The organism is Limosilactobacillus alvi, from assembly GCF_016900115.1.
GTDB classification, from domain to species: Bacteria; Bacillota; Bacilli; order Lactobacillales; family Lactobacillaceae; genus Limosilactobacillus; species Limosilactobacillus alvi.
In genome coordinates this window covers 17400-38722 of the sequence record NZ_JACJJQ010000015.1, presented here as the reverse complement: position 1 = coordinate 38722, position 21323 = coordinate 17400, and the positions used below count along the sequence as shown (strand labels likewise).

The following is a 21323-nucleotide window of genomic DNA, read 5'->3' as shown; positions in this document are numbered from 1 at the left end:
CAAAAATAAATTAAGCGAATTGACTTCGCAAATGTTTTGCCTCGATCATTAAGATCAAGGACCCTACACATTTGATTTGTCGAAACTTTATTCAGTTTTCAAAGGTCTACCGTTGTTCGCTATAAGTCAGCGACTTATTTATTATATCAAATCACTCAAGATCTTGTCAAGAACTTTTTCGAAATATTCTTAAATCATCGCTCAGCGACAACTCTTATATATTACCAAACTGTCAACTCCTTGTCAACAAGAAGTTTTAACAATCTTGTGTTGATCACCAAACGCGTAACGTTTTATCGCGGTGACAACGATTAAATACTATACACGCACATCATCTTTTACGCAAGGCCTTTTTAAAAGTTTTACCACCGCAAGATTTTTGCAACCCCTTTCTTTACGATTGGGTTAACCATTAACAATTTTAATTTTTTGACCAGTGGGTGGTGATAATAAGCAAGAATTTACTATAATGGAAACAAGAACAAATAAAAGGAATGATAAAAATGTATCAAAACAAGGTTTACCTAGCGAGTCCGTTTTTCTCGTCGGAACAAAAAACACGAATTGAAAAAGTAATTACCGCCCTTAAAAAGAATCCTACGATTGATCCGGAAGGAATTTATAATCCACAAGAACATCAAGAAGAAAATTTAGCATTTGGTTCCCGCGATTGGCAAGATGCCGTTTTTAGCACTGACATGCGCCAAGTTAAAAAAGCAGACGTGGTGGTCGCAATCACTGACTACAAATACGAAGAACAAAATTACGAACCAGATAGCGGCACCATTTTTGAAGTTGGCGCTGCTTGGGCTTGGAACATCCCCGTAGTCTTAGTACAATTTCATCCCGATAATGAATTAAATTTGATGCTAGCTCGTTCACATACCGCCATGTTTACTGGAAACAAGATCGCCGCTGGTTTAGCCAGCTATGACTTCAATAACTTACCGACCCATTGGACAGATATGAAAGTCTTCTAAATAACAGGAGGATTTGCAATGACTAAATATAATGTACATGATCACCGCGTAATTACAACTCACCGGATTTTAAACCGTGACTTAAATGAACACCAAACCCTTTTTGGCGGGCGGCTGCTTGAAATTGTGGATGCTGAACCATCAATCATCGCCTCCCACCTTTCCTTAAAAAAAGTGGCTACCGTGGGCATGGAAGATATACATTTTTACCACCCCTTCCAACTGCACGACGCCTTAAAGATGACGGCCTACTTAACTGGACTGGGAAACCGTTCCGCCGAGGTCTTCGTTAAGGTAACTGGACAAAGCCTCCAAACTGGCGAACAATTCTTAGGTTATACCGGTTTTAACACCTATGTCGTTGTCGATAAGGATTTCACCTTCCCAGAATTTGAGCTCGTTGGGGCGAATGATGAAGAAAACTACCTAATTAGTACTTATCATGAACGCTTGGCTAAGCGAAAGCTAAACCAAGTCGCCAATCAAACCTTGAAAGATCATATTGCCCTTGATTAGGTAAAAATTTACCCACTCTAGCTCGGCTGAGTTTGGCGCTTCGATAAACATCCAACCTTATCACTGCTCCAAACCCGGCCGAGTTTTTTACATCATAATCTCCTCCGGGGACAGGGAGCAAAGACAAGTAAAAGCCGAAAGACTGGGAAGAAACGCGCGTTTCTTCCCAGTCTTTCTTTCATCCCCGAATGTTACTCAGTAACTAAGGTCAAAGCAGTAGCTGAATGGCAGTTGCTTCCCTGGCGGTCGCACCAACCGATTCAGCCTTGCATGGGCTCACAAACGCCAAACCAGTTGGCTGGTTCGCTCCAAAGCACGGCCTTAGCGGATAAGTGCGAACGAAAGGCCGATTCTAATGAATCAACCTTCGTTCTTCTTATCCCAACCAGGCCGTCAAGGAGCTTTTTTCCCAACCTCTTTCATTTCTGGATGTTACTCAATAACTGCGGCCATTCCCGCCCGCTGCTAATTCATCACAACTTGGCGCTCTGTCTTCAGAGGAGTCCGGTTCAAGAGCACTGAACTAGTTACAACCGAAAGGGAGGAAAAGGCCATCGCTAATCCCGCAAGTTCAGGGCTTAAGGCGAGGCCGACCCCAACAAAGAGGCCAGCAGCGATTGGTAGGCCAATCACATTGTAGATAAAGGCCCAGAAGAGGTTAAGCTTAATCCGGTTAAAGGTCTTCTTGCTCAATTCAATGGCTAATGGGACATCCCGAAGATCATTTTTAACCAGGACAATTCCTCCAGCATCAATCGCGATATCAGTCCCAGAACCCATCGCAATCCCAACATCAGCGGTGGTTAAGGCGGGCGCATCGTTAATTCCATCCCCCACAAAAGCTACTGAGCCTTGCTTTTGCAGGTCTTCAACTACGGCGGCTTTATCTGCTGGTAGGACATTGGCCACCACCCGGTCAATCCCGACTTCCTTGGCGATGGCTTCAGCGACGGCTTGGTTATCCCCGGTTACCATTACCGTGGAGAGACCAAGTTGCTTTAGATCCGCAATGGCTGCTTTTGAAGTTACCTTGGGGGTATCTTGGATGGCGATTAATCCTAAGACCTGATCACCTTGACCAACGGCAACTACCGTTTTGGCTTCCCCGGTTAGCCGGTCCATTTCTGATTGCCACTTTTCCGGGAAAGGTTGGGCCATTAAGGTTGGGCTCCCGACCCAGGTAGGTTGACCATTAACCGTCCCGGTAACTCCTTGACCTTGAATAGCTTGAAAATTAGTCACCGTTAAGTCGCTTGACCGATCGTTGGCGGCTAAAATTGCTTGCGCTAACGGATGTTCCGACTTAGCTTCCAAAGTAGCGGCTAAGCCAAGAACCACTTGCCGATCCCCAATCACATCAACCACTTGGGGTTGACCAGTGGTAATCGTCCCGGTTTTATCAAAGGCCACCGTCTTAACCCGATTAACTGCTTCTAAGACATCCCCGTTTTTAATCAGAATCCCGAGCTTGGCACTTCGCCCCGTTCCAACCATCAAGGCCGTGGGGGTCGCTAGCCCCAGGGCACATGGACAGGCAATGACCACTACGGCCACGGCGTAAATTAATGCCGTCGCAAAACTAACGTGAAGGAAATTGTACCAAATTTCAAAAGTTAAAATGGCAACGATTAAGACAACCGGCACAAAGATATCTGATACTTGGTCGGTTAACTTTTGAATTGGAGCGTGACTATTTTGGGCCTTCTTAACTAGTTCCACAATTTGAGCTAAAAGGGTATCATCACCGACCTTGTCCGCCTTAAAGGTTAACGTCCCGGTCTGGTTGATGGTTGCCCCAATTACCTTGTCGCCAGCTTGCTTGGTCACTGGCATACTTTCCCCCGTTACCATGGCTTCATTAACGGTCGAAGTTCCGTCAACGACGGTCCCATCGACAGCAATTTTTTCTCCCGGTTTAACCTGGATTAAATCCCCGACTTGAACTTCTGCTAGGGGTATCCGGATTGGTTGACCATCCTTGATGACCGTGGCTGCTTTTGCCTGCAAATTCCCCAGCTTTGCTACTGCATCAGAGGCATTATTCCGCATCCGCTCTTCAAAGACTTGGCCTAACAGGACAAAGGTCGTCACAAAAGCAGCACTCTCAAAGAAAACCGGCCGGTTCGTTGCCATCGCAAAGAGACTATAAACATAGGCAGTTGTCGTCCCGATTGCCACTAAGGTGTCCATATTAGCATGGTGATTTTTGAAGGCAGCCCAAGAAGTATGGATAAAGGGCTTCGCGGAAATCAACATAATCAATGTGGTTAAGACTAATTGGGTCCACTCCCCACCAGGTAGGTGCCCACCAAAGGGCATCAAGATCATGTTAGCAAGTAGCGGTAAGGATAAAACGACCGAAATAATAAAGCGGGTTAAAACCGTCATTATTCCACCACCACTTTTCCTTTCACCATATCCATTCCACAAGCAAAGCCGTATTCGCCAGGCTTGCTAGTATCAATATTAAAGGTAACTTCTTCGTTAAGGGGTAATTCTTTTTTAAAACCAAGGTCCTTAGATTGAACGACTTGGACGCATCCCCGATCACTAACCCGTTTAAAGGTTAATTCAGCTGGTTTTCCTTGCTTGAAAGTCACTGTATTTGGTTGGTATCCACCGTCGACAATAATTGTTTGCTTAGCCATAATATATTCCTCCTTTATTTTACAATTACCTTTCCATGGAACATATCCATGCCACAAGCCCATTCAAATTCACCGGCTTGGGAGGTGTCAATCTTAATTTCTTCGGTCTTGCCTTCGGGAAGGGGACGGTTAATTCCCCATTCCGGGAAAACGACCCGGTCCAAACAAGTTGATGGGTCCTTCCGGGTAAACTTCAACGTAGCCGGAACCCCTTGCTTTAAGGTTACGACTTCTGGCTTGTAACCCCCGTCGACTAAGACATCAGCAGTTTGCTTCTTTGCGCCTTCAACCACCGTTGCTTCCGCCGTTGATACTTGATGCTTCCCGAAGAACCACCACAGGATAAAGGCTACTAATATTATTCCAATTCCAATCGCTAACCCATGTGCCATCTCAAATCCACCTTTCGTTTACAATCGTAAATCTTGCTACAATTCTTAGTATAGCCTACAGTTTACGTTTGTCAACGATAATTGCTTAAATTAGGGTTTTACCCTAGTCTAAGACAATAAAAGACCGCCAACTAGGCTTTAAACCTCGTTAGCGGTCAAACTTAATAATTAATCTTTGAAAGCTTCGCCTGTCAATTCTTCAACCGGCTTAAAGGTATCCTCGTAAAGACCATCAACCTTGATCTTAGCCTTCGTCTTTTCAAAGTAAAGGGCGGAAACCATGGTTAAGTATGGCATCATCACCGCGTAGCCAAGCACGAAGAGCACCGCGCCAATCCAAATTAAGGGGTTGGTTGCTGTGTATTCCCCGTAGTAAGCCAAGCCCCCGGTTAAGGCCCCCCATACTAGGACTGGTAAGTAGGCAAAGAGGATTCCAACCAACAAGAGGTTAAACTTAAAGCCAGCCATGTACCGTTTGCTTACCGTTAAAGCATGACGCATGGATTGTCCCAAGAAAGCTGGTTGCTTGTAACGGTAAAGATAAACGGCTTGGGAATATTGTAGTCCCTTCCAAATCACGATGACGTAGTTAATGATTTGGCAAGTTATCACTACAATCTTATTAGAAGCCCAGATCGTTGCAACAACCCTTAATGGTAACTGCCATAAAAAGATGAATAAGCCACTGTATAAGCATAACCGTAACAGTTGATTCTTCCGGGTGTGCTTAAACCGTTGCCAGATTGAACTTGGCGTCAATTGCTTGTTTTCGTCGTTAATCCGGTCTTGGTAACCAAATTGAACGGCCACCACCAAGCACATGAAAAGAAAACCAACCGCAGCAACTAAGAAGAGTACCACCAGAAATTCTAATAAGGTGAAGAGTAATGACGTCATCGACATCATCCCGTACATGATGTACATCAAACTCATTGATAAGGAAGCCAACATCATGTAGGCAAAGTAAAGGCCCAGCCCAGTTAAGGCTAACCAAATAATAAAGTAGCCGGCAAAGGGCCACATTGTCATCATGTATTCCTTCCGACTAACCATGCCCTTGAGGCTCTTAGCGAAATCCTTAATGCTAATACCGTCAAGCTTGGCGGTTGAATTAAATTTAGACGCTTGCCCCCGATTAAAAAGTTTCAATCAAATTCCTCCCAACATTCTCTTTTTTCAGATCTTACATGTTTTCCATGATACCAAATCTATCACAAAAGAGCACGCTCTTAAACAAAGCTTAAATAAGTCTTCTTTAGGAATGCAAAAAGCGAGAAGAATGCTGCGCTTCTTCTCGCTTTTTGCCGTAATCTTGGATGTTTCACCTTACCGACTACTAGTCAATTTCGTACTTTTCCTTGCTCAAAACGTTTAACTTTTCATCGAAGTCGTAAACCACTGGTTGGCCCGTTGCCATTTCAAGGTTCATGATGTCTTCGTCTGAAATTTGTTCGATGTACTTGGAAAGTGCCCGTAATGAGTTACCGTGGGCTGCGATGATAACGTTCTTACCATCCAAAAGCTTTGGCGCAATTTCGTCTTCCCATAAAGGAATAACCCGTTCCAAAGTAACCTTCAAGTTTTCACCACCAGGAATAGCCCGTGGGTCCAAGTTAGCGTAACGACGATCCTTAGCAGCTGAACCTTCGTCATCAGCACTCAACAATGGAGGCAAAACATCGTATGAACGACGCCAGATGTGAACTTGTTCGTCCCCGTACTTTTCAGCCGCCTTCTTCTTGTTGTGGCCTTGAAGAGCACCGTAGTGACGTTCGTTCAAACGCCAAGTCTTGAATTCAGGAATCCAAAGTTGGTCGCAACCTTCCAAAGCGTAGTGAAGGGTCTTGATTGCCCGCTTCAAAACTGAAGTGTAGGCGTAATCAAATTCAATTCCGTGTTCCTTCAATGCCTTCCCAGCGGCCTTAGCTTGGGCAACCCCTTTTTCGCTTAAGTCGACATCGACCCAACCAGTAAATTGGTTAGAAAGGTTCCATTCACTTTGTCCGTGACGAATCAAAACTAATTTAGCCATGTTCAATTGACCTCTTTCTTCTTAAGATAACTCGGTTAAATTCACCATACTCAATCATTTTAAATCAGATTACCTTCCTTGCCAAGGGCAAGCCGGGTGGTTAGTGAAAATTTTCATTTATTTTCGGAAAATCAAACTAAAATCTGGGCAAATCTGGATTTTGACTCCGTACAGATCTGAGATCTTGTGCAACTTGCGTAGCATCTATCGCGCTAGCGGGAGTCATTTTGGCGCAAGCAACTAAATTTAACCCCAATTTTCTAGGAATGCGGACGCCTACATCTAATCTGGTTCTATTAGAAAATCGTCTTCGAATTGAACTGACCGCCTTACATTTGGCTCCAGACCATTCCGGGCACAGCCCGTTAATCTTCATGGACAAATTTCGCCAAAAGAATTGTACTAACGACAAGGGCAAGGACAGCGAGGGAAACGATCAAGTCGTCAAGGGACTTTTCGTGTTCGGTAATTAGCCACCGGACGAGGGCAGTAATGCCTAAACCAAGCAAAAAATTAACGGAAATATGACCACCGTTCCGCAGAATATTAATTACCATTGCGACAAATTCGAAAAAGAGGAAGAAGGTTACGACCCCTTCTAGGAGATTGTAGTAGTCAGTGTCTGTTGTGATCGTGCTTATTTTTACCACCGCAATTAATTCATCGACCATAAAATAGACCAAAGCCAACCCCAACAAAGAAATACAGATCAGACTTAAAACTTGCAAGAGGGCTCCCGTTTTATCGGCCCACTGATAGAATTTTTTCATGTTTTCACCCCATTTTCTACTATTATATGCGTCTTCTTTTAATTCAACCATGATTTTCCGGTTAGAACTTTTAGACAATTTCTTTCAATTACACAGCAACTCAAGGCATCAAGCAGGTTTCCTCACTACCTCTGGACCTTAAAACCTGTTATCATTGTTATGATACCCAAAAAGGAGGAAGAGAAGATGTACGATTACCGTCAAGACTTAATGACGATCCTAGAAAATATCGGTGATACCCCCGCTGAACTTATCCGGGGGCAACAAATTCTCCAAGCAGCTTTAAACTTAATTACTGCTGGTGAACATCCCCACCACGAAAGCAAGCACTCTACTAACCAACCGCGGCACTTCAAAATTAAGCGCCATGTTGAACGGACTAACCCGGAAATTAACCTTAGCCATGTTAAGCCAACCCCGGTTAAGCCAGCTTCAGCAACGAAGGTTCCCTTAACTGGACACCAATACGATGCCCTAAATAAAATTAAGGGCCTGGAATCAGTTTTACAAGGTTTAGTTAACCAACCCAAAACCGCCGCTGTCAAGTTTGATCACCTTGATAATCAAATGACAAAACTACTAAAGTATCTTTCTGAAGCAGATCAAAGGGCTTTGCAACCCCGGTTAAACCAACTGAAGGCTAACTTTATGACAATTAAAAACCAAGTTAAGCCAAGCCAACCAGCGCCCAAGCCACAAGCAAAGGAAGTTAAGCCAACCCCAACTACCCCGACTCCCGTTGAAACTTCCAACCCAATGACGGAAGCCTTAGCAGAAACCCAACCAAAGCAACCGCGAGCCCCATTCAGTAGCCAAAAGAGCCAATACGTTATTCAACGGCAACTCGTCGGGGCCGACCTGTTAACTGAAAATGGACAAGAAGCTGGTCATATCAGTGAAACAATGGTGCGGAAGTTTAACCTGCAATCCGGATCAATTGTTAAAGCTGATATTCGGCCCAACGATATCTTTATTCACAAAGTCATCCGGACAATTGATCACCTCGGCGACCTTAAATTTGATGACGCCGCCAAGATTCAAACCTTTGACTTTGGGGTCGTTCAAAAGCACAAGCGTCATCTCCGGGTCACCTTTAATTCTAACAACGAACCATTAATGGTTGACGGGAAGAAGTACGCTTTCTTACTCCCCGAAGATAACCTCGTTGCTGGGAAGGGTTCGATTGTCCAACTTGCTTGGTTCACTGATGATCCTGATTCCATGCGGATTCGGTGGACTTATCCGACGGAAGAAGAAAAAGCCGCAGCTAAAGCCCCAGCTAAAAAGACAAGTCCAAGTAAAAAGTTGGAAGCTACTGCCAGTCAACCAACCGAGAAACGTTACCCCGGCATTGATCTAAGTGGGCAAACCGTCGCTGTTTTAGTTGGTAACCGTCAAGAACACGAAAGCTATGAACAAATGATTCGCCTTTACGGCGGACAACCAACCATCGTCGATAGCTTTAAGACTCAAAAGGCTTACTTAAAGAATAAGTTGAAGTCCGCTGATATTGTTATCTTAGTAAAGAGTAAGGCCCACCACGGGGCTTCCAAAGCCGTCAACGACTTCCAGCAACAATTTGGCTTTAACTTTGCGGTTGCTAACACAATCTCAATGGGTCAATTTGAAGATGCTCTCTACCGCGCTGCCAATGGTTTTCCCGCTGATACAGTAGGGATAGCTAACCAGTAGTAATCAAGTTCTTTTAGGTTGGGGCGACAATCCGAAAAACGTTAACTAGGTCGGCGATCAGCTCCTTACTTGAAGCGCCAAATTTAATGGAAGACTGGTTGCAGTTTAGTGCGTTTCCTCATTATAGCTACGTCAAAGACAACATTTGACCACTTGCTAAATATTTTTAGTGAAATCGTTAACAAAAACATGCTATAATTTAATTATTAAGGCTAATGAATGAGGTTTTCACAATGGAATATCTAGATTATGCAAAGCAAGCTAGCTGGGATGGACCGAAGAGCCAACAATCACCAATCGACCTCCCTACTTCAATATCATCAGAAGCCCGCAGTGAGGTACCAATTACGATCAACTTTACCGGGACTCCCCCGCTGAAAAAAGATATGCAAGTTCACGGGGATCAATTTTACGGCACGGGAACTTTAACTTGGCATGGCACGACTTATCAATTCCAACGAGTTCACTTCCACGACGGGAGCGAACACCTTATTAAGGGTAAGGCCCACGCCATGGAAATGCACTTTGTCTTCCAAGGTCCCAACGGTGAAAATCTCGTCTTGGCTCGGTTTGGCGAAGTTAATCCCGCTGGCTTTGACTTGACTAAAGTACTAGCTGAAACGGCAACGAGTGCTGACCTGAATCAACTTTTTACCTCTCCAAGTCCTTACTTTGCCTATGTCGGTTCTTTAACTACCCCACCGCTAAGTCCCAACGTCCAATGGCTCGTTTTAACGATGCCAGTAACCATCACCCCAGCTAGTCTTAGTCAATTACACGTAACGTTCCCTGAAAATCACCGGGTTTGCCAACCAATCTTACAAGAAACGAAAATCACCCTTTACCAATAAAATAAGCTGTTACGCTAAGATCAGAGCCTAGAGTAGCAGCTTTTATTTTAATGAACCATTAGTTACTCAACAGATCTTTAACCAACTAGCATGGTTAACGGTCTGTTGAGTAACTAATGGTGCTTTTAAGCCATAGGAGTTTAAGCTCGCCATCCCCTTAGGCTTAACCGTAATCGTTCCGATCGTCGTTCCCTTTTTTATTGGTGCTAGCAAGTTTCCATTTTTAGCAAGGGAATTTTTAAGATCAACTTTGGCGTGATAAGGTGCCTTAGCATCACCCCGGATCCAAATTTTTAATGCCGGAGCAGCCACCCTAACTTTCAGGGGTAGACCATGTTTTATCGGAATCGTCTGATAGCGCTTGGTCAAGTGCAATTGTTGGGGAGCACCATACTCATCAACTAAGGCTTGATACATCTTTTGGGTTTGGGTGAAGCGATCATCATTCCCGCCGTTGGCATGTAAAACTACGGTGATTAAGGTCCGGCCTTGATACTTAGCGGCTGAAACTAAACAAGCCCCCGCCTTATCAGAAGTCCCGGTCTTTAAACCTAAGTATTGAACCCCATTAACGGCATAACCACCAGTTAGAAGTTTATTAATGGTCTTCACCGTCTTAGTTTTGCCATTCGTTGCTTGGATCGTAGTTGAAGTTAAGCCAGCAATTTCGACCAAGTGCGGATAATGATTTACAAAGTAAGTGGCAATCTTAGCCACATCTCGGGCAGACATTGTATTTTCAGCTTTATTTGCCACTCCGGCCACCCGTTGACTCTTAAGTAAATCCCCGTTACGGAGACCAACAGCATTAACAATCGTGGCATCCTTCACCCCAATTTGGCGGGCCTTCTTTTGCATTCTTTGGTTAAAACTAGCAGTGCTATCTGCTGCTGCTCCCGCTAAGGCTAAGGTCGCCCCATCAGCCGATTTAACAAGGGCCACCGCCACCAGTTGGTTCAGTGGATATGACTTGCCAGTCTGCAAGCCAATACTTGAGTATTCTGAATTATTGGAAATTTTGCCCACGGCTGGTGAAATCTTAATCGGTTGGGTCCACTTTAATTGACCATCTCGTACTTCATCGGCAATCACCATTACCGTTAATAGCTTACTAATTGAAGCGACCGGCAATTTTTGCTTCGCATTTTGTTCATAAATGACCTGCCCCGATTTAGCATCTGCAATTAGCGAGGCCTTCGCATTGAAAAAATTGGTTTGCTCAGCAGCGCAAGCGTTGGCTGGAATGGTACTAACCAAAACTGTTACTAGTATTACTGTCATAAACTTAATAAAGCGTTTCATAATTATATTCCCACTCACTTTGATGATAACTTGAAAAAAATTTCAAAACGTGTAATATATTCAACCGAAACCAATAATTACGAAAGAATGGTGAATTTTAAATGCGTGAAAATTTGCGTGATGCCTACCTTTCTGCCATCGGCTTTGCCTTAGCCGCAATTGTTTTAGCAAATATTCTCTACAGTTAGGAGCTTAATGATGATTAAAGAATGGCTTGATCAAATTTGGCAATACACAATCAATCATAAGTGGTCAAAGGATATTTTTCGGGCTAACTTGCTCTACATTTTAATCATCCTAATCTATGACTGTTTTCACTTGATTTACCACCATTTGCGCATTGTCCCTGCTGGGATCTTCTTTCGGCTTTTTATCGTGCTAAACGTCTGCCTCTTTTTTAAGGCCTTGCTAGATTACTTAAGTCCAGATGATTAATAAATTAAACAACCTAAGCGACTGGAGAGTTTTCAAATTTTCTTCCCAGTCGCTTTTTTGCTCCAAATATCGTTTAAAAACTATACCAACGTAAGTAACCAAGTTTCCCCTAAGTCGCGGTCACTTAGTTCTCAATCACAATTTTAGTTCCCACTGGTAAATTAGCCGACATCCATTTTGCATCCGGAATCGACAGGCGGATACAACCATGTGAACCAGTCGACTTCCCCAGTTTATCAGCCTCTTTTACGTTATAAGCTCCACCGGCCTTGGTAGGAACACTATGGAAAAGGTAAACCCCATGATTCTTCCACGAAACATAGTAGTTTGCCCCTTCATTGAGGGAACTATTGAAAAACGAAGTTCCTCGTTCCGCTTGGGCATAGAAAGTTCCGGTTGGGGTCATACTTTCTAGTTTTCCAGTTTGCGGATTCTTTTTATACATACCACCAGTACTATACATCGTATAAATTAGCTTATTGCCATCGTATAAGTAAGTTCGATTTTGTTTTAAGCTCACCTTAATCCAGAAGTTTTTAACTTTACTCAAATCTGGATAGGACACCGTTTCCGAAGACTTACGCCAATCAATTGGCGTCCGCATATGCGCCGATGATGCGGGTAGTGCGCTAGCAGTGGTGACCTTTACCTGGCGAACATTGGCATCTACTTTCATGTGAAGCCGATTTCGTTCTAGATTAAAGCAAGTAATTAGGACAGTCGCAAAAAAGCACCAATAGAAGATTCTGATTTTCTTACTCATTATCTGCATCCCTCTGCGAATCTTTTTCCTTATAAACAACTTTCAGTTTAACTCATCGTTGCCTATAATCAACACATGTTACCGGATATTATTAAAAAAATTGTGAAAAGATGTAAAAAGTATTGACGTTTCTCAACTAAAAACTATTATAGTCACTGTGAGAGCTCTTTCAATCTTAAACAAAGGATCTGATTTCTTGTTAAAATGGAACTTTATGACTGCGTTAATAGCTCCGACTGCCCTTTTCCTTATCAACGCTAATGCTCAGGCAAATTCAAATCCAGCTAATAGTGAATCAACTCCTAGCGCACAGGCGGTTAGCTAAAAATGATTCGTTTTTAGTCAATGATGCAAATCCGACAATTATTCACAATAACGCTTTGATTACTGCTAATACCTCAATGACCACTAGTCAGTACATAAGGGTACTCAATCAGTATATAACCTAGCGATGATTTTCAATGCTAACTTTGAGCATCCTGCGGTCGCCTACCAACCAGTACGTGGTGATTATGCAAACTACTGGTATACTTACTTTGCAAGTGGTTGCCTCCAATCAGGTGAAGCAACTTAAAAAAAGTACCAGAAGCCACGTTACTGAAAACGTCGGTTTCTAGCACTTTTTATTATTACTATTTTTAAGTTCGCTCTAAAAAGCTCAGCTGTTTATTTTAATGCCTTATCCCCAATATCATGTCGGTATTCACACTCCGGTACATTTAATTGGTTAAGGTAGGTGTAAACATTCGCTTGGGCGATCTTTAAATCATTAGCTTCACTAATTACCATTAGTAGGCGTCCGCCAGCCCCAGTGAGCTTAGTTAAGTCACCAGTCACGTTCGCATAGTCAATGGTGATTCCCGGTTTGGCCGGGAAAGTTCCTAGATTTTGACCGTGAACCGGATTAGTTGGATAGCCCTTAGCCGCTAGAACGACCCCCAAAACTGCTTGTTCATGCACTTCAACTTGGGGGAGTTCCTCATCGTTCAAGCAGGCATCCACCAATTCAAAGAGATCCGTCTTTAACCGCGGCAAAATCACTTGGGTTTCAGGATCCCCAAGGCGAACATTATATTCAATCACCTTCGGACCAGCCGCCGTCAACATTAAGCCAATGTACAAAATTCCGTGGTAATGATAACCACCATCAACGAGGCCCTTTACTGTCGGCTTAACGACTTCATCAATCATCCGTTGATAATCGGCATCCGCCAATTGTGGAAGCGGACTGTAAGCTCCCATTCCTCCCGTATTGGGACCCTTATCTTGATCATAAGCCCGCTTATGGTCCTGGGCCATTGGCAAGATCCGGTATTGACCATTTTCAATGAGGACAAAGAGAGAGTATTCCGGTCCTTGCAAGCATTCTTCTAAGACTACCCGGGTTTGCCCGGTTTGAAACATTTGGGTAAGGGTTACGGCTGCACTTGCTTGATCAGGCGCAATCACGACCCCTTTGCCCCCTTCAAGACCGTTTGCTTTAATTACCACTGGGAAGCCATATTGGTCCAACCCGTCGCGGGCCGCGTTTAATTGATCATAAGTCGTATGCTTAGCCGTTGGTACCTTAGCTTGTTGCATAAAGTTCAAGGCGTAGTCCTTCGAGCCTTCTAATTGGGCCGCCCGAGCATCAGGACCAAAGATCTTTAATCCCGCTTGGTGAAATTCGTCAACAATGCCATCGACCAAAGCCGTTTCTGGGCCCACAAAGGTCCAAGTAACTTGATGTTCTTTAGCAAACTTAATCAAAGTAGCAAAGTCATTTTCTGCAATGGCAACTGGTTCCACCCCGACTGTTGGCATCCCAACGTTGCCCGGAGCACAGTAAACATGATTGACATGTTCACTTTGTTTGAGGGCCTTGGCAATCGCAAATTCCCGGCCGCCGGAACCAATAACTAAGACATTTTTCCCTTCGCTCATGATCTTTCCTTTCTGATATTAGATGGTTTGCGGATCATAGGTATTACTCCTGTTCGCCGTTACATCTTACGTAATCTAGCTCCACTTATGAATCATACTCTCAATCAAAGTAGCACCTTAAACCTGGCTTCACGGTTCTTTTCGCTTATCATCGCAAATTCCCGGCAAAGTGCTTTTTGCTAATGTCTAAAATGCCGTACTCCGGTAAAGGCCATGGCAATCCCGGCGGCATTGGCAGCATCGATGGATTCTTGGTCACGGATGGAACCACCGGGTTGGACAATGGCCTTGATCCCGTGTTCAGCGGCGAACTTAACACAGTCATCAAATGGGAAGAAGGCATCAGAAGCCATCACAGCCCCTTTGACATCTTCACCGGCGTGCTTAACGGCGATCTTCAAGGAGTCAATCCGGTTTGGTTGACCGGCCCCCACTCCAAGGGTCCGTTCACCATTAGCAACTACGATGGCGTTGGACTTGACGTGCTTAACGGCGCGCCAAGCAAACATCATTGCCGCTAGTTGTTCCTTGGTTGGTTGAACTTCGGTCGCAACCGTCCAGTCGATAGTCTTTTCTGGTAAGACGTCTTCGTCTTGAACTAAGAGGCCCCCCATCACGGAAACGAGTTCTGGTTCCGGTTCTTCTGGAGCATCAAAGTCAACTTGGAGCAAGCGGACGTTCTTCTTCTTTTCCAAGACGGCCAAAGCGTCATCATCAAAGCTTGGGGCAATGATGATTTCCAAGAAGATTTGGTGCATCTTTTCCGCCGTTGCTAAGTCAACCGGTCGGTTAAGGGCGATTACTCCACCAAAGATTGAAACGGAGTCGGCCTTGTAAGCCCGGTCCCAAGCAGTTTCAAGGGTTTCACCCGTCCCAATTCCACATGGGTTCATGTGCTTCATCGCTACGACGGTTGGTTCACTAAATTCCCGGATCGTCCGCATTGCGGCATCAGCGTCTTTAATGTTGTTGTAGGAAAGTTGCTTACCATGAAGTTGCTTTGCTTGCAGGAGAGAGAAGTTGGTTGTTGGCACCGCATCCCGGTAAAGGGTAGCCTTTTGGTGACTGTTTTCCCCGTAACGCAAAGTTGCTTCCTTATCAAAGGTCAAGGTTAAACTTTGGGCTTCAGTGGTTGCCAAGCGCTTAGTCAAGTAGTTGGCAATTACGGCATCGTAAGCAGCCGTGTGGCGGAAGGCCTTGGCCATTAGGTCCGCCCGGAGGGCCAAGCTCGTGTGACCATCTTCTTTAATCGCAGCCAAAACCCGGTCATAATCGGCATTGTCAACCACAACTGTGACGTCTTGGTAGTTCTTGGCCGCTGCCCGGATCATCGAAGGACCACCGATATCAATATTTTCAATCGCATCGGCTAAGTCCTTAGTTTGGTCTTCAATCGTTTCCTTAAATGGGTAAAGGTTAACACAAACCAGGTCAATTGGGGTGATGTGCTTTTCCGCCAAGGTAGCCATATCATCTTCCCGGTTCCGCCGGGCCAGTAAGCCGGCATGGACCTTGGGATGAAGAGTCTTAACTCGGCCATCTAAAATTTCTGGAAAGCCGGTTACTTCTTCAATTCCAATCGTTGGGACACCAGCTTCATCCAGCACCCGCTTGGTCCCACCAGTTGAGACAATTTCAAAGCCCGCCGCTACTAATCCTTGTACAAATGGAACTAAACCAGTCTTATCCGATACACTTACTAAGGCACGCATTAGTTTTCCTCCTCCAATGACGTTAATACTTGTTTCAAAACAGTTGGGTAAAGTTGATGTTCAACTTCATGTACCCGCGTTTCCAGACTTTCAACGGTATCCGTTGGCAAAATTGGTACCGTACGTTGAGCAATGATGGGACCAGAGTCCAGACCGGCATCGATATAATGCACCGTTACCCCGGTTTCCTTTTCGCCTGCATCAAAAGCCCGTTCAATCGAATGTAAGCCTGGGTACTTCGGTAATAAAGCCGGATGCAAATTAACAATCCGGTTCGGAAAGGCTGCCAGAATCGTTGACCCAACCACCCGTAAGTAGCCAGCCAGGGTAATAAAATCAATCCGGTAAGCCTGCAAAAGCTTTAGCAGGCGGGCTTCATAAGCTTCTTTACTACCACAGTCTTTAACCGTAAAGGCTTCGGCGGGAACGTTGAACTTTTCCGCCCGTTGCATTACCGGCGCCGTTGGGTGGTTACAAAAGAGGAGGGCCAACTCCCCTGGCAAATCATGATTCTGATAATGTTCGGCAATGACCTGGAAATTGGTCCCGTTACCGGACGCTAAAACTGCAACTCGCATCTTTTTCCTTTCTATTATTTAGACTACAGAATTTGTAATTTATCCGCATCTGCTGGGCGAGATTGAATTTTCCCAACAACAAAGTTTGTTTCTCCTTGCTTGGTCAACTGGGCTTGAACGGTAGCTACTTGATCCGGCTTTACCGCTAAGATCAAACCTAGCCCCATGTTAAAGGTCCCAAAGACATCTTCTCGGTTCAAGTGGCCGGTTTTAATTAACCAATCAAAGATTACGGGCCGCTCCCATTTGGCCGGGTCCACCACAGCTTGCAGCTCATCCCCATACATCCGTGGCAGGTTTTCTGGTAAACCACCCCCGGTAATGTGGGCAATTCCGTGGACTAACCCAGCTTTAACTAGTGGTAACACCGGCTTAACGTAAATCTTAGTCGGGGTTAATAAAGCTTCTCCCAAGGTTTGATCACCCAGTTGGTCAACGTGATCGGTATACTGTAAGCCAGCTTCCTTCACGATTTGGCGGACGAGGGAAAAACCATTGGAATGGATCCCACTAGATGGCAAACCAATCAAGATATCCCCAGCACTGACTTGACTACCATCTAGCAGCTGACCTTTTTCTGCCACCCCGGTTAAAGTCCCCGCTAAATCATATTCTTCGATCGCATACATATCAGGCATTTCGGCCGTTTCACCCCCGATTAGGGCACAGCCGGCTTGGCGACAACCTTCGGCGACTCCTTGGACTAGGGCTGCCATTTTGGTTGGTTCATTTTTCCCCGTGGCAATGTAATCCAAGAAGAAAAGCGGTTCCGCTCCTTGGGCCAAGACATCGTTGGCACACATGGCAACCAAGTCAATTCCAACCGTGGCCGGCTGGTTTAGGGCCTGGGCAATCATTAATTTGGTCCCGACCCCGTCAGTTCCAGCCACTAACACCGGATGGCGGTAGTTCAAGCTTCCTAAATCAAAGAGGCCACCAAAACTACCAATTCCACCCATTACACCGGGCCGCTTGGTGGAAGCCACGTCCGCTTTAATCTTTTTGACCATTTCGTAACCGGCATTTACATCAACACCGGCGGCTTGATAACGATTCATTTGAGTTGTTCCTTTCGCATCCGTTGTTCTTGGGCATTGAAAGAAGCTAGGTAGCTGGCTTCGTAATCATAGAGTGGCGTTGGATAATCACCGTTAAAGTAAGCAACCGTCAATCCTTGATATGGCGCATCCCCGGTATCAGGTAAGTTAATCGCCTTCACCAAATTTTCCACGCTCAGGAAGTTGAGCGAATCAGCCCCAATCTTTTTCCGCATTTCTTCAACCGAATAATGAGCCGCCATTAATTCGGACCGGGTTGAAATATCAATCCCGTAGAAACATGGGAAGCGGAATGGTGGGGAAGCAATTAGAAGGTGAACTTCCTTAGCCCCCGCATCGCGAAGCATTTTAACGATCTTTTGGGAAGTCGTTCCCCGGACGATGGAGTCATCCACCACAGCTACTCGCTTACCGGCGACGACCCCCCGCACAGCCGAAAGCTTTAGGGCCACGGCCCGTTCCCGTAAGGCTTGCGTTGGTTGGATAAAGGACCGGGCAACGTATTGGCTCTTAATCAAGCCCATTTCATAGGGTAAGCCACTTCCTTCAGCGTACCCAGAAGCCGCCGAAAGCGATGAATTGGGCACCCCAATTACAATGTCGGCATCCACAGGGTGTTCTTGTGCTAAAAGCCGTCCCATTTGTTTGCGGGCATTGTGAACAGTCACTCCATGGATAATTGAGTCCGGCCGGGCAAAGTAAACAAATTCCATTGAACAAATTGCCAACTGGGTCTTGTCCGTAAAGCGATCAGTATGGAGGCCATCCCGGTCAACAATAATTATTTCCCCGGGTTGAACATCCCGAATTAACTTGGCCCCAACAATATCTAAGGCACAAGATTCACTGGCAATCACATAAGCGCCATTTTCCATTTGGCCAATCACTAAGGGCCGCAACCCATTCGGGTCTAAAGCCGCAATTAAGCGATCCTTTTGGAGTAAGAGGAAGGCAAACCCTCCATGAACTTCATTCAGGCTTTGCTTTAGCGCCGGAATGAAGCCTGCCTTAATATGCTTACGGATTAAGTGAATTAAAATTTCGGAATCCGAGTCGGATTGGAAGACGGCGCCTTCATCTTCCAGTTGCCGCCGGAGGGTAACCGCATTAGTTAAGTTTCCGTTGTGAGCTAAGGCAACATCGCCATCGTGAAAATTAAAGAGGAAGGGTTGGACGTTAGCTAAAGTTTGCCGACCGGCTGTCGCATAGCGAACGTGACCAATGGCGGCTTCACCAACTAAGCCATCGAGATCGGCTTGGTTCCGAAAAACGTGGGCTAGTAGCCCCCGGTTACGGTATTGGTACATTTCTTGTCCATCCGTAGTAACAATCCCGGCCCCCTCTTGGCCCCGGTGTTGGAGGGTATGCAGGCCAAGGTAAGTTAAATGGTTGGCGTCGGGGGCGCCAAATACCCCGAAGACGCCGCACTCTTCATTTAAGCTTTTGACTTCAGCTGGCATGGAATAGCCTCCTTCCAAACTGTTTGTAATTCTGCCACTGCAGCGTTTAGTTCGCCACCTTGATAACGGGCTTGGAGCCAGTGACTGGCAGTTACTTCCCCAACCTTTTGGGCATCTGAACCCATGGCAGCTTCAAAATCAGGCGTAGCTTCAGCTGGAACGGTAACAATAAACCGGCCACCAGTTTCGGCGAAAAGTTGGGCGGCGGTTAGGTGGGTTAAGTCGAGGTTCATCCCCAAATCAGTGTTAAATAAGGTTTCGGCTAAGCCAACTGCCAAGCCCCCTTCAGCTAAATCGTGGGCTGAAGCAACATGGCCAGCTTGCATTTCCCGCAAAAGGCGTTGGCTATAAGCTTGGACTTGAGTTAAGTCGATATCGTTCAAGGCCCCGCTAATGTCACCAAGCATCAGCTTTTGCAGTTCAGAACCAGCAAAGTCGTTCCCCGTTTGACCCACAAGATAAACTTGATCACCCGCATTTTGGGCAAAGGAAGGAATCACATGGTTAATATCTTTAATCAAACCAACCATTCCGACCATTGGTGTTGGGTGAATGGCTTGGCCGTTATTTTCGTTATATAAGGAAACATTCCCGGAAATGACAGGCGTATCGTAAACCCGGCACGCTTCGGCCATCCCCATTACGGAGTGGTGAAGTTCCCAGAAGATTTCCGGGTCGTTCGGATCACCGTAGTTTAAACAGTCGGTGATGGCAAGGGGTTGAGCGCCGGTGGCAATGATGTTAGTAACGGCTTCGGTCAGTGCTAACTTTCCGCCAATTTCTGGATCAAGGTAAACAAAGCGGCCGTTCCCATCGGTCGTCATGGCTAAGCCCTTCTTAGTTCCCCGGACCCGGATCACCCCAGCATCGGAACCAGGGCCAAAGACGGTTGAGGTCCGTACCTGGGAATCATATTGTTGGTAGAAAGCTGATTTATCCGCAATCGTACTTTGAGCCAAGAGTTGCCGAAGAGTTGCTTCCGCATTCAGAATTGTTGGTTGCCAAGCGGGTTGGGCTTTGGCAGCTTGAAGCCGAGCGGGTTCCCGTTCTTCACTTGCTTCTTCTAAAACATCATCAGTTAAAGTGGAAACTGGGATGTCACAAACAACTTGGCCATCATGGTGAAGGACATAGTTGTGACCTGCCGTGATCCGACCAATCGTGACGGCTTCAAGATCGTAGAAGTCAAAGATCTTTTTGACATCCGCTTCGTGTCCCTTAACCACACAGAGAAGCATCCGTTCTTGGGATTCCGAAAGCATAATTTCGTAAGCCGACATGTTTGGTTCCCGTTGCGGAACAAGATCAAGGTCTAAGTCCATTCCGGCCTGCCCTTCCGAGGCCATTTCAGCACTAGAAGAAACAATTCCGGCCGCCCCCATATCTTGGATCCCGACTAACCAATCGGGATGCTTTTCAATTAACTCTAAGCAGGCTTCCATCAGAAGCTTTTCCATAAAAGGATCCCCAACTTGCACCGCTGACCGTTGAGTAGCATTTTCATCGGAGAAATCGGCAGAGGCAAAGGTGGCTCCGTGGATCCCGTCCCGACCAGTTTTAGCACCAACATACATCACGGCGTTGCCAATTCCGTTGGCCGTCCCTTTTTGGAGATCCTTTTGGTTCATCAGGCCAACACTCATGGCGTTAACTAAGAGATTCCCGGAGTAACAAGGATCAAAGGTGGTTTCCCCAGCCACCGTTGGAATCCCCATGCAGTTACCATAGTCCCCAATCCCCTTAACGGTGTTTTGGACTTTCATCCTCATCGTGGGGTTATCAAGTTCACCAAAGTGGAGGGAATCTAAGGAAGCAATTGGCCGCGCCCCCATGGAGAAAATATCCCGCAGGATCCCCCCAACCCCAGTGGCTGCCCCTTGGTACGGTTCAACCGTTGACGGGTGGTTATGACTTTCGGCCTTGAAAACAACCGCTTGGCCATCATCAATGTCGACAACCCCGGCCCCTTCACCAGGGCCTTGTAAAACCCGGGCGTTCTTGTTCGGGAAAAGCCGCAAAACCGGCTTTGATTTCTTATATGAACAGTGTTCACTCCACATGGCCGAGTACAAACCCGTTTCGGTGTAGTTAGGTAACCGACCCAGGAGTTTTTCACTAATGTAGTTGTATTCGCGTTCGGATAAACTCCAGTCCAAGTAAGGCTTTTGGGCTTTAATTTCTTCCGGTGTCATTGCTGCTTTCATGATCTTC

The 21323-nt window shown here is 45.7% G+C and carries 19 protein-coding genes and 1 pseudogene; 6 read left to right on the top strand and 14 right to left on the bottom strand.

Annotated elements, in window-relative coordinates:
• The first annotated feature begins 503 nt into the window (after positions 1-503).
• Positions 504-980: a nucleoside 2-deoxyribosyltransferase gene (locus H5993_RS04520; protein WP_204776402.1), complete on the top strand. Its 477-nt coding sequence runs from the start codon at positions 504-506 to the stop codon at positions 978-980.
• An 18-nt stretch (positions 981-998) separates the two neighbouring features.
• Positions 999-1496 carry an acyl-CoA thioesterase gene (locus H5993_RS04515; protein ID WP_204776401.1) on the top strand — a complete coding sequence of 166 codons (498 nt, stop codon included), beginning with the start codon at positions 999-1001 and terminating at the stop codon, positions 1494-1496.
• A gap of 465 nt (positions 1497-1961) precedes the next feature.
• Here the strand turns inward: H5993_RS04515 and H5993_RS04510 are convergent, their stop codons facing one another.
• From H5993_RS04510 to H5993_RS04485, 6 genes are all read right to left on the bottom strand, one after another.
• Positions 1962-3884: a copper-translocating P-type ATPase gene (locus H5993_RS04510; RefSeq protein ID WP_204776400.1), complete on the bottom strand. Its 1923-nt coding sequence runs from the start codon at positions 3882-3884 to the stop codon at positions 1962-1964.
• Positions 3884-4144 (bottom strand): cupredoxin domain-containing protein, encoded by a 261-nt coding sequence (locus H5993_RS04505; RefSeq protein ID WP_204776399.1) that lies wholly within the window; start codon positions 4142-4144, stop codon positions 3884-3886. Before H5993_RS04505 ends, H5993_RS04510 begins: the two co-directional genes overlap by 1 nt.
• A gap of 14 nt (positions 4145-4158) precedes the next feature.
• Positions 4159-4536 (bottom strand): cupredoxin domain-containing protein, encoded by a 378-nt coding sequence (locus H5993_RS04500; protein ID WP_180870763.1) that lies wholly within the window; start codon positions 4534-4536, stop codon positions 4159-4161.
• Between the two features lie 168 nt (positions 4537-4704).
• Positions 4705-5685 carry a hypothetical protein gene (locus tag H5993_RS04495; protein WP_204776398.1) on the bottom strand — a complete coding sequence of 327 codons (981 nt, stop codon included), beginning with the start codon at positions 5683-5685 and terminating at the stop codon, positions 4705-4707.
• A 187-nt stretch (positions 5686-5872) separates the two neighbouring features.
• The gene (locus tag H5993_RS04490; RefSeq protein WP_180870766.1) at positions 5873-6568 is read right to left on the bottom strand and encodes a 2,3-diphosphoglycerate-dependent phosphoglycerate mutase; all 696 of its coding nucleotides are present in this window, start codon (positions 6566-6568) and stop codon (positions 5873-5875) included.
• A 365-nt stretch (positions 6569-6933) separates the two neighbouring features.
• On the bottom strand, positions 6934-7338 hold the full coding sequence (locus tag H5993_RS04485) for a phosphate-starvation-inducible protein PsiE (protein WP_204776397.1): 405 nt from the start codon (positions 7336-7338) through the stop codon (positions 6934-6936).
• A 186-nt stretch (positions 7339-7524) separates the two neighbouring features.
• Between H5993_RS04485 and H5993_RS04480 the strand changes: the two genes are divergently transcribed.
• Complete coding sequence (locus tag H5993_RS04480) at positions 7525-9030, top strand: DUF2325 domain-containing protein (protein ID WP_204776396.1); 1506 nt, start codon at positions 7525-7527, stop codon at positions 9028-9030.
• A gap of 233 nt (positions 9031-9263) precedes the next feature.
• Positions 9264-9881, top strand: coding sequence for a carbonic anhydrase family protein (locus H5993_RS04475; RefSeq protein WP_204776395.1), 618 nt, complete (start codon positions 9264-9266; stop codon positions 9879-9881).
• A 66-nt stretch (positions 9882-9947) separates the two neighbouring features.
• Here H5993_RS04475 and H5993_RS04470 read toward each other — a convergent pair whose 3' ends face one another.
• Positions 9948-11183, bottom strand: coding sequence for a D-alanyl-D-alanine carboxypeptidase family protein (locus H5993_RS04470; protein ID WP_204776394.1), 1236 nt, complete (start codon positions 11181-11183; stop codon positions 9948-9950).
• Positions 11184-11378: 195 nt separating this feature from the next.
• Between H5993_RS04470 and H5993_RS04465 the strand changes: the two genes are divergently transcribed.
• On the top strand, positions 11379-11618 hold the full coding sequence (locus tag H5993_RS04465) for a hypothetical protein (protein WP_204776393.1): 240 nt from the start codon (positions 11379-11381) through the stop codon (positions 11616-11618).
• A gap of 124 nt (positions 11619-11742) precedes the next feature.
• On the opposite strand, the gene H5993_RS04460 is transcribed toward H5993_RS04465, so the two are convergent.
• A complete protein-coding gene (locus H5993_RS04460; protein WP_428980929.1) occupies positions 11743-12294 on the bottom strand; it encodes a L,D-transpeptidase in 552 nt (183 codons plus the stop codon).
• A 520-nt stretch (positions 12295-12814) separates the two neighbouring features.
• On the opposite strand from H5993_RS04460, the pseudogene H5993_RS09700 reads away from it, so the two are divergent.
• Positions 12815-12955, top strand: a pseudogene (locus tag H5993_RS09700) (hypothetical protein); the annotation flags it as partial.
• Between the two features lie 92 nt (positions 12956-13047).
• Here H5993_RS09700 and purD read toward each other — a convergent pair.
• From purD to purL, 6 genes are all read right to left on the bottom strand, one after another.
• Positions 13048-14304 carry a phosphoribosylamine--glycine ligase gene (gene purD / locus H5993_RS04450; RefSeq protein ID WP_204776390.1) on the bottom strand — a complete coding sequence of 419 codons (1257 nt, stop codon included), beginning with the start codon at positions 14302-14304 and terminating at the stop codon, positions 13048-13050.
• A 179-nt stretch (positions 14305-14483) separates the two neighbouring features.
• Positions 14484-16016 (bottom strand): bifunctional phosphoribosylaminoimidazolecarboxamide formyltransferase/IMP cyclohydrolase, encoded by a 1533-nt coding sequence (gene purH, locus H5993_RS04445; RefSeq protein WP_204776389.1) that lies wholly within the window; start codon positions 16014-16016, stop codon positions 14484-14486.
• Positions 16016-16594, bottom strand: a complete 579-nt coding sequence (gene purN, locus H5993_RS04440; RefSeq protein WP_204776388.1) for a phosphoribosylglycinamide formyltransferase — start codon at positions 16592-16594, stop codon at positions 16016-16018. The genes purH and purN overlap by 1 nt, the downstream gene beginning before the upstream one ends.
• A gap of 23 nt (positions 16595-16617) precedes the next feature.
• Positions 16618-17652 carry a phosphoribosylformylglycinamidine cyclo-ligase gene (gene purM / locus H5993_RS04435; protein WP_204776387.1) on the bottom strand — a complete coding sequence of 345 codons (1035 nt, stop codon included), beginning with the start codon at positions 17650-17652 and terminating at the stop codon, positions 16618-16620.
• Positions 17649-19112 carry an amidophosphoribosyltransferase gene (gene purF, locus H5993_RS04430; RefSeq protein WP_204776386.1) on the bottom strand — a complete coding sequence of 488 codons (1464 nt, stop codon included), beginning with the start codon at positions 19110-19112 and terminating at the stop codon, positions 17649-17651. Before purF ends, purM begins: the two co-directional genes overlap by 4 nt.
• On the bottom strand, positions 19088-21316 hold the full coding sequence (gene purL / locus H5993_RS04425; RefSeq protein WP_204776385.1) for a phosphoribosylformylglycinamidine synthase subunit PurL: 2229 nt from the start codon (positions 21314-21316) through the stop codon (positions 19088-19090). The genes purF and purL overlap by 25 nt, the downstream gene beginning before the upstream one ends.
• Between the last annotated feature and the right edge of the window lie 7 nt (positions 21317-21323).

Coding starts and splice junctions, on each gene's coding strand:
- H5993_RS04485 (WP_204776397.1), bottom strand. CDS start 7,338: ATGAAAAAATTCTATCAGTGGGCCGATAAAACGGGAGCCCTCTTGCAA.
- H5993_RS04520 (WP_204776402.1), top strand. CDS start 504: ATGTATCAAAACAAGGTTTACCTAGCGAGTCCGTTTTTCTCGTCGGAA.
- purH (WP_204776389.1), bottom strand. CDS start 16,016: ATGCGTGCCTTAGTAAGTGTATCGGATAAGACTGGTTTAGTTCCATTT.
- purD (WP_204776390.1), bottom strand. CDS start 14,304: ATGAGCGAAGGGAAAAATGTCTTAGTTATTGGTTCCGGCGGCCGGGAA.
- H5993_RS04505 (WP_204776399.1), bottom strand. CDS start 4,144: ATGGCTAAGCAAACAATTATTGTCGACGGTGGATACCAACCAAATACA.
- H5993_RS04470 (WP_204776394.1), bottom strand. CDS start 11,183: ATGAAACGCTTTATTAAGTTTATGACAGTAATACTAGTAACAGTTTTG.
- H5993_RS04510 (WP_204776400.1), bottom strand. CDS start 3,884: ATGACGGTTTTAACCCGCTTTATTATTTCGGTCGTTTTATCCTTACCG.
- H5993_RS04515 (WP_204776401.1), top strand. CDS start 999: ATGACTAAATATAATGTACATGATCACCGCGTAATTACAACTCACCGG.
- purN (WP_204776388.1), bottom strand. CDS start 16,594: ATGCGAGTTGCAGTTTTAGCGTCCGGTAACGGGACCAATTTCCAGGTC.
- H5993_RS04460 (WP_428980929.1), bottom strand. CDS start 12,294: ATGAAAGTAGATGCCAATGTTCGCCAGGTAAAGGTCACCACTGCTAGC.
- purM (WP_204776387.1), bottom strand. CDS start 17,652: ATGAATCGTTATCAAGCCGCCGGTGTTGATGTAAATGCCGGTTACGAA.
- purF (WP_204776386.1), bottom strand. CDS start 19,112: ATGCCAGCTGAAGTCAAAAGCTTAAATGAAGAGTGCGGCGTCTTCGGG.
- purL (WP_204776385.1), bottom strand. CDS start 21,316: ATGAAAGCAGCAATGACACCGGAAGAAATTAAAGCCCAAAAGCCTTAC.
- H5993_RS04500 (WP_180870763.1), bottom strand. CDS start 4,536: ATGGCACATGGGTTAGCGATTGGAATTGGAATAATATTAGTAGCCTTT.
- H5993_RS04475 (WP_204776395.1), top strand. CDS start 9,264: ATGGAATATCTAGATTATGCAAAGCAAGCTAGCTGGGATGGACCGAAG.
- H5993_RS04490 (WP_180870766.1), bottom strand. CDS start 6,568: ATGGCTAAATTAGTTTTGATTCGTCACGGACAAAGTGAATGGAACCTT.
- H5993_RS04465 (WP_204776393.1), top strand. CDS start 11,379: ATGATGATTAAAGAATGGCTTGATCAAATTTGGCAATACACAATCAAT.
- H5993_RS04480 (WP_204776396.1), top strand. CDS start 7,525: ATGTACGATTACCGTCAAGACTTAATGACGATCCTAGAAAATATCGGT.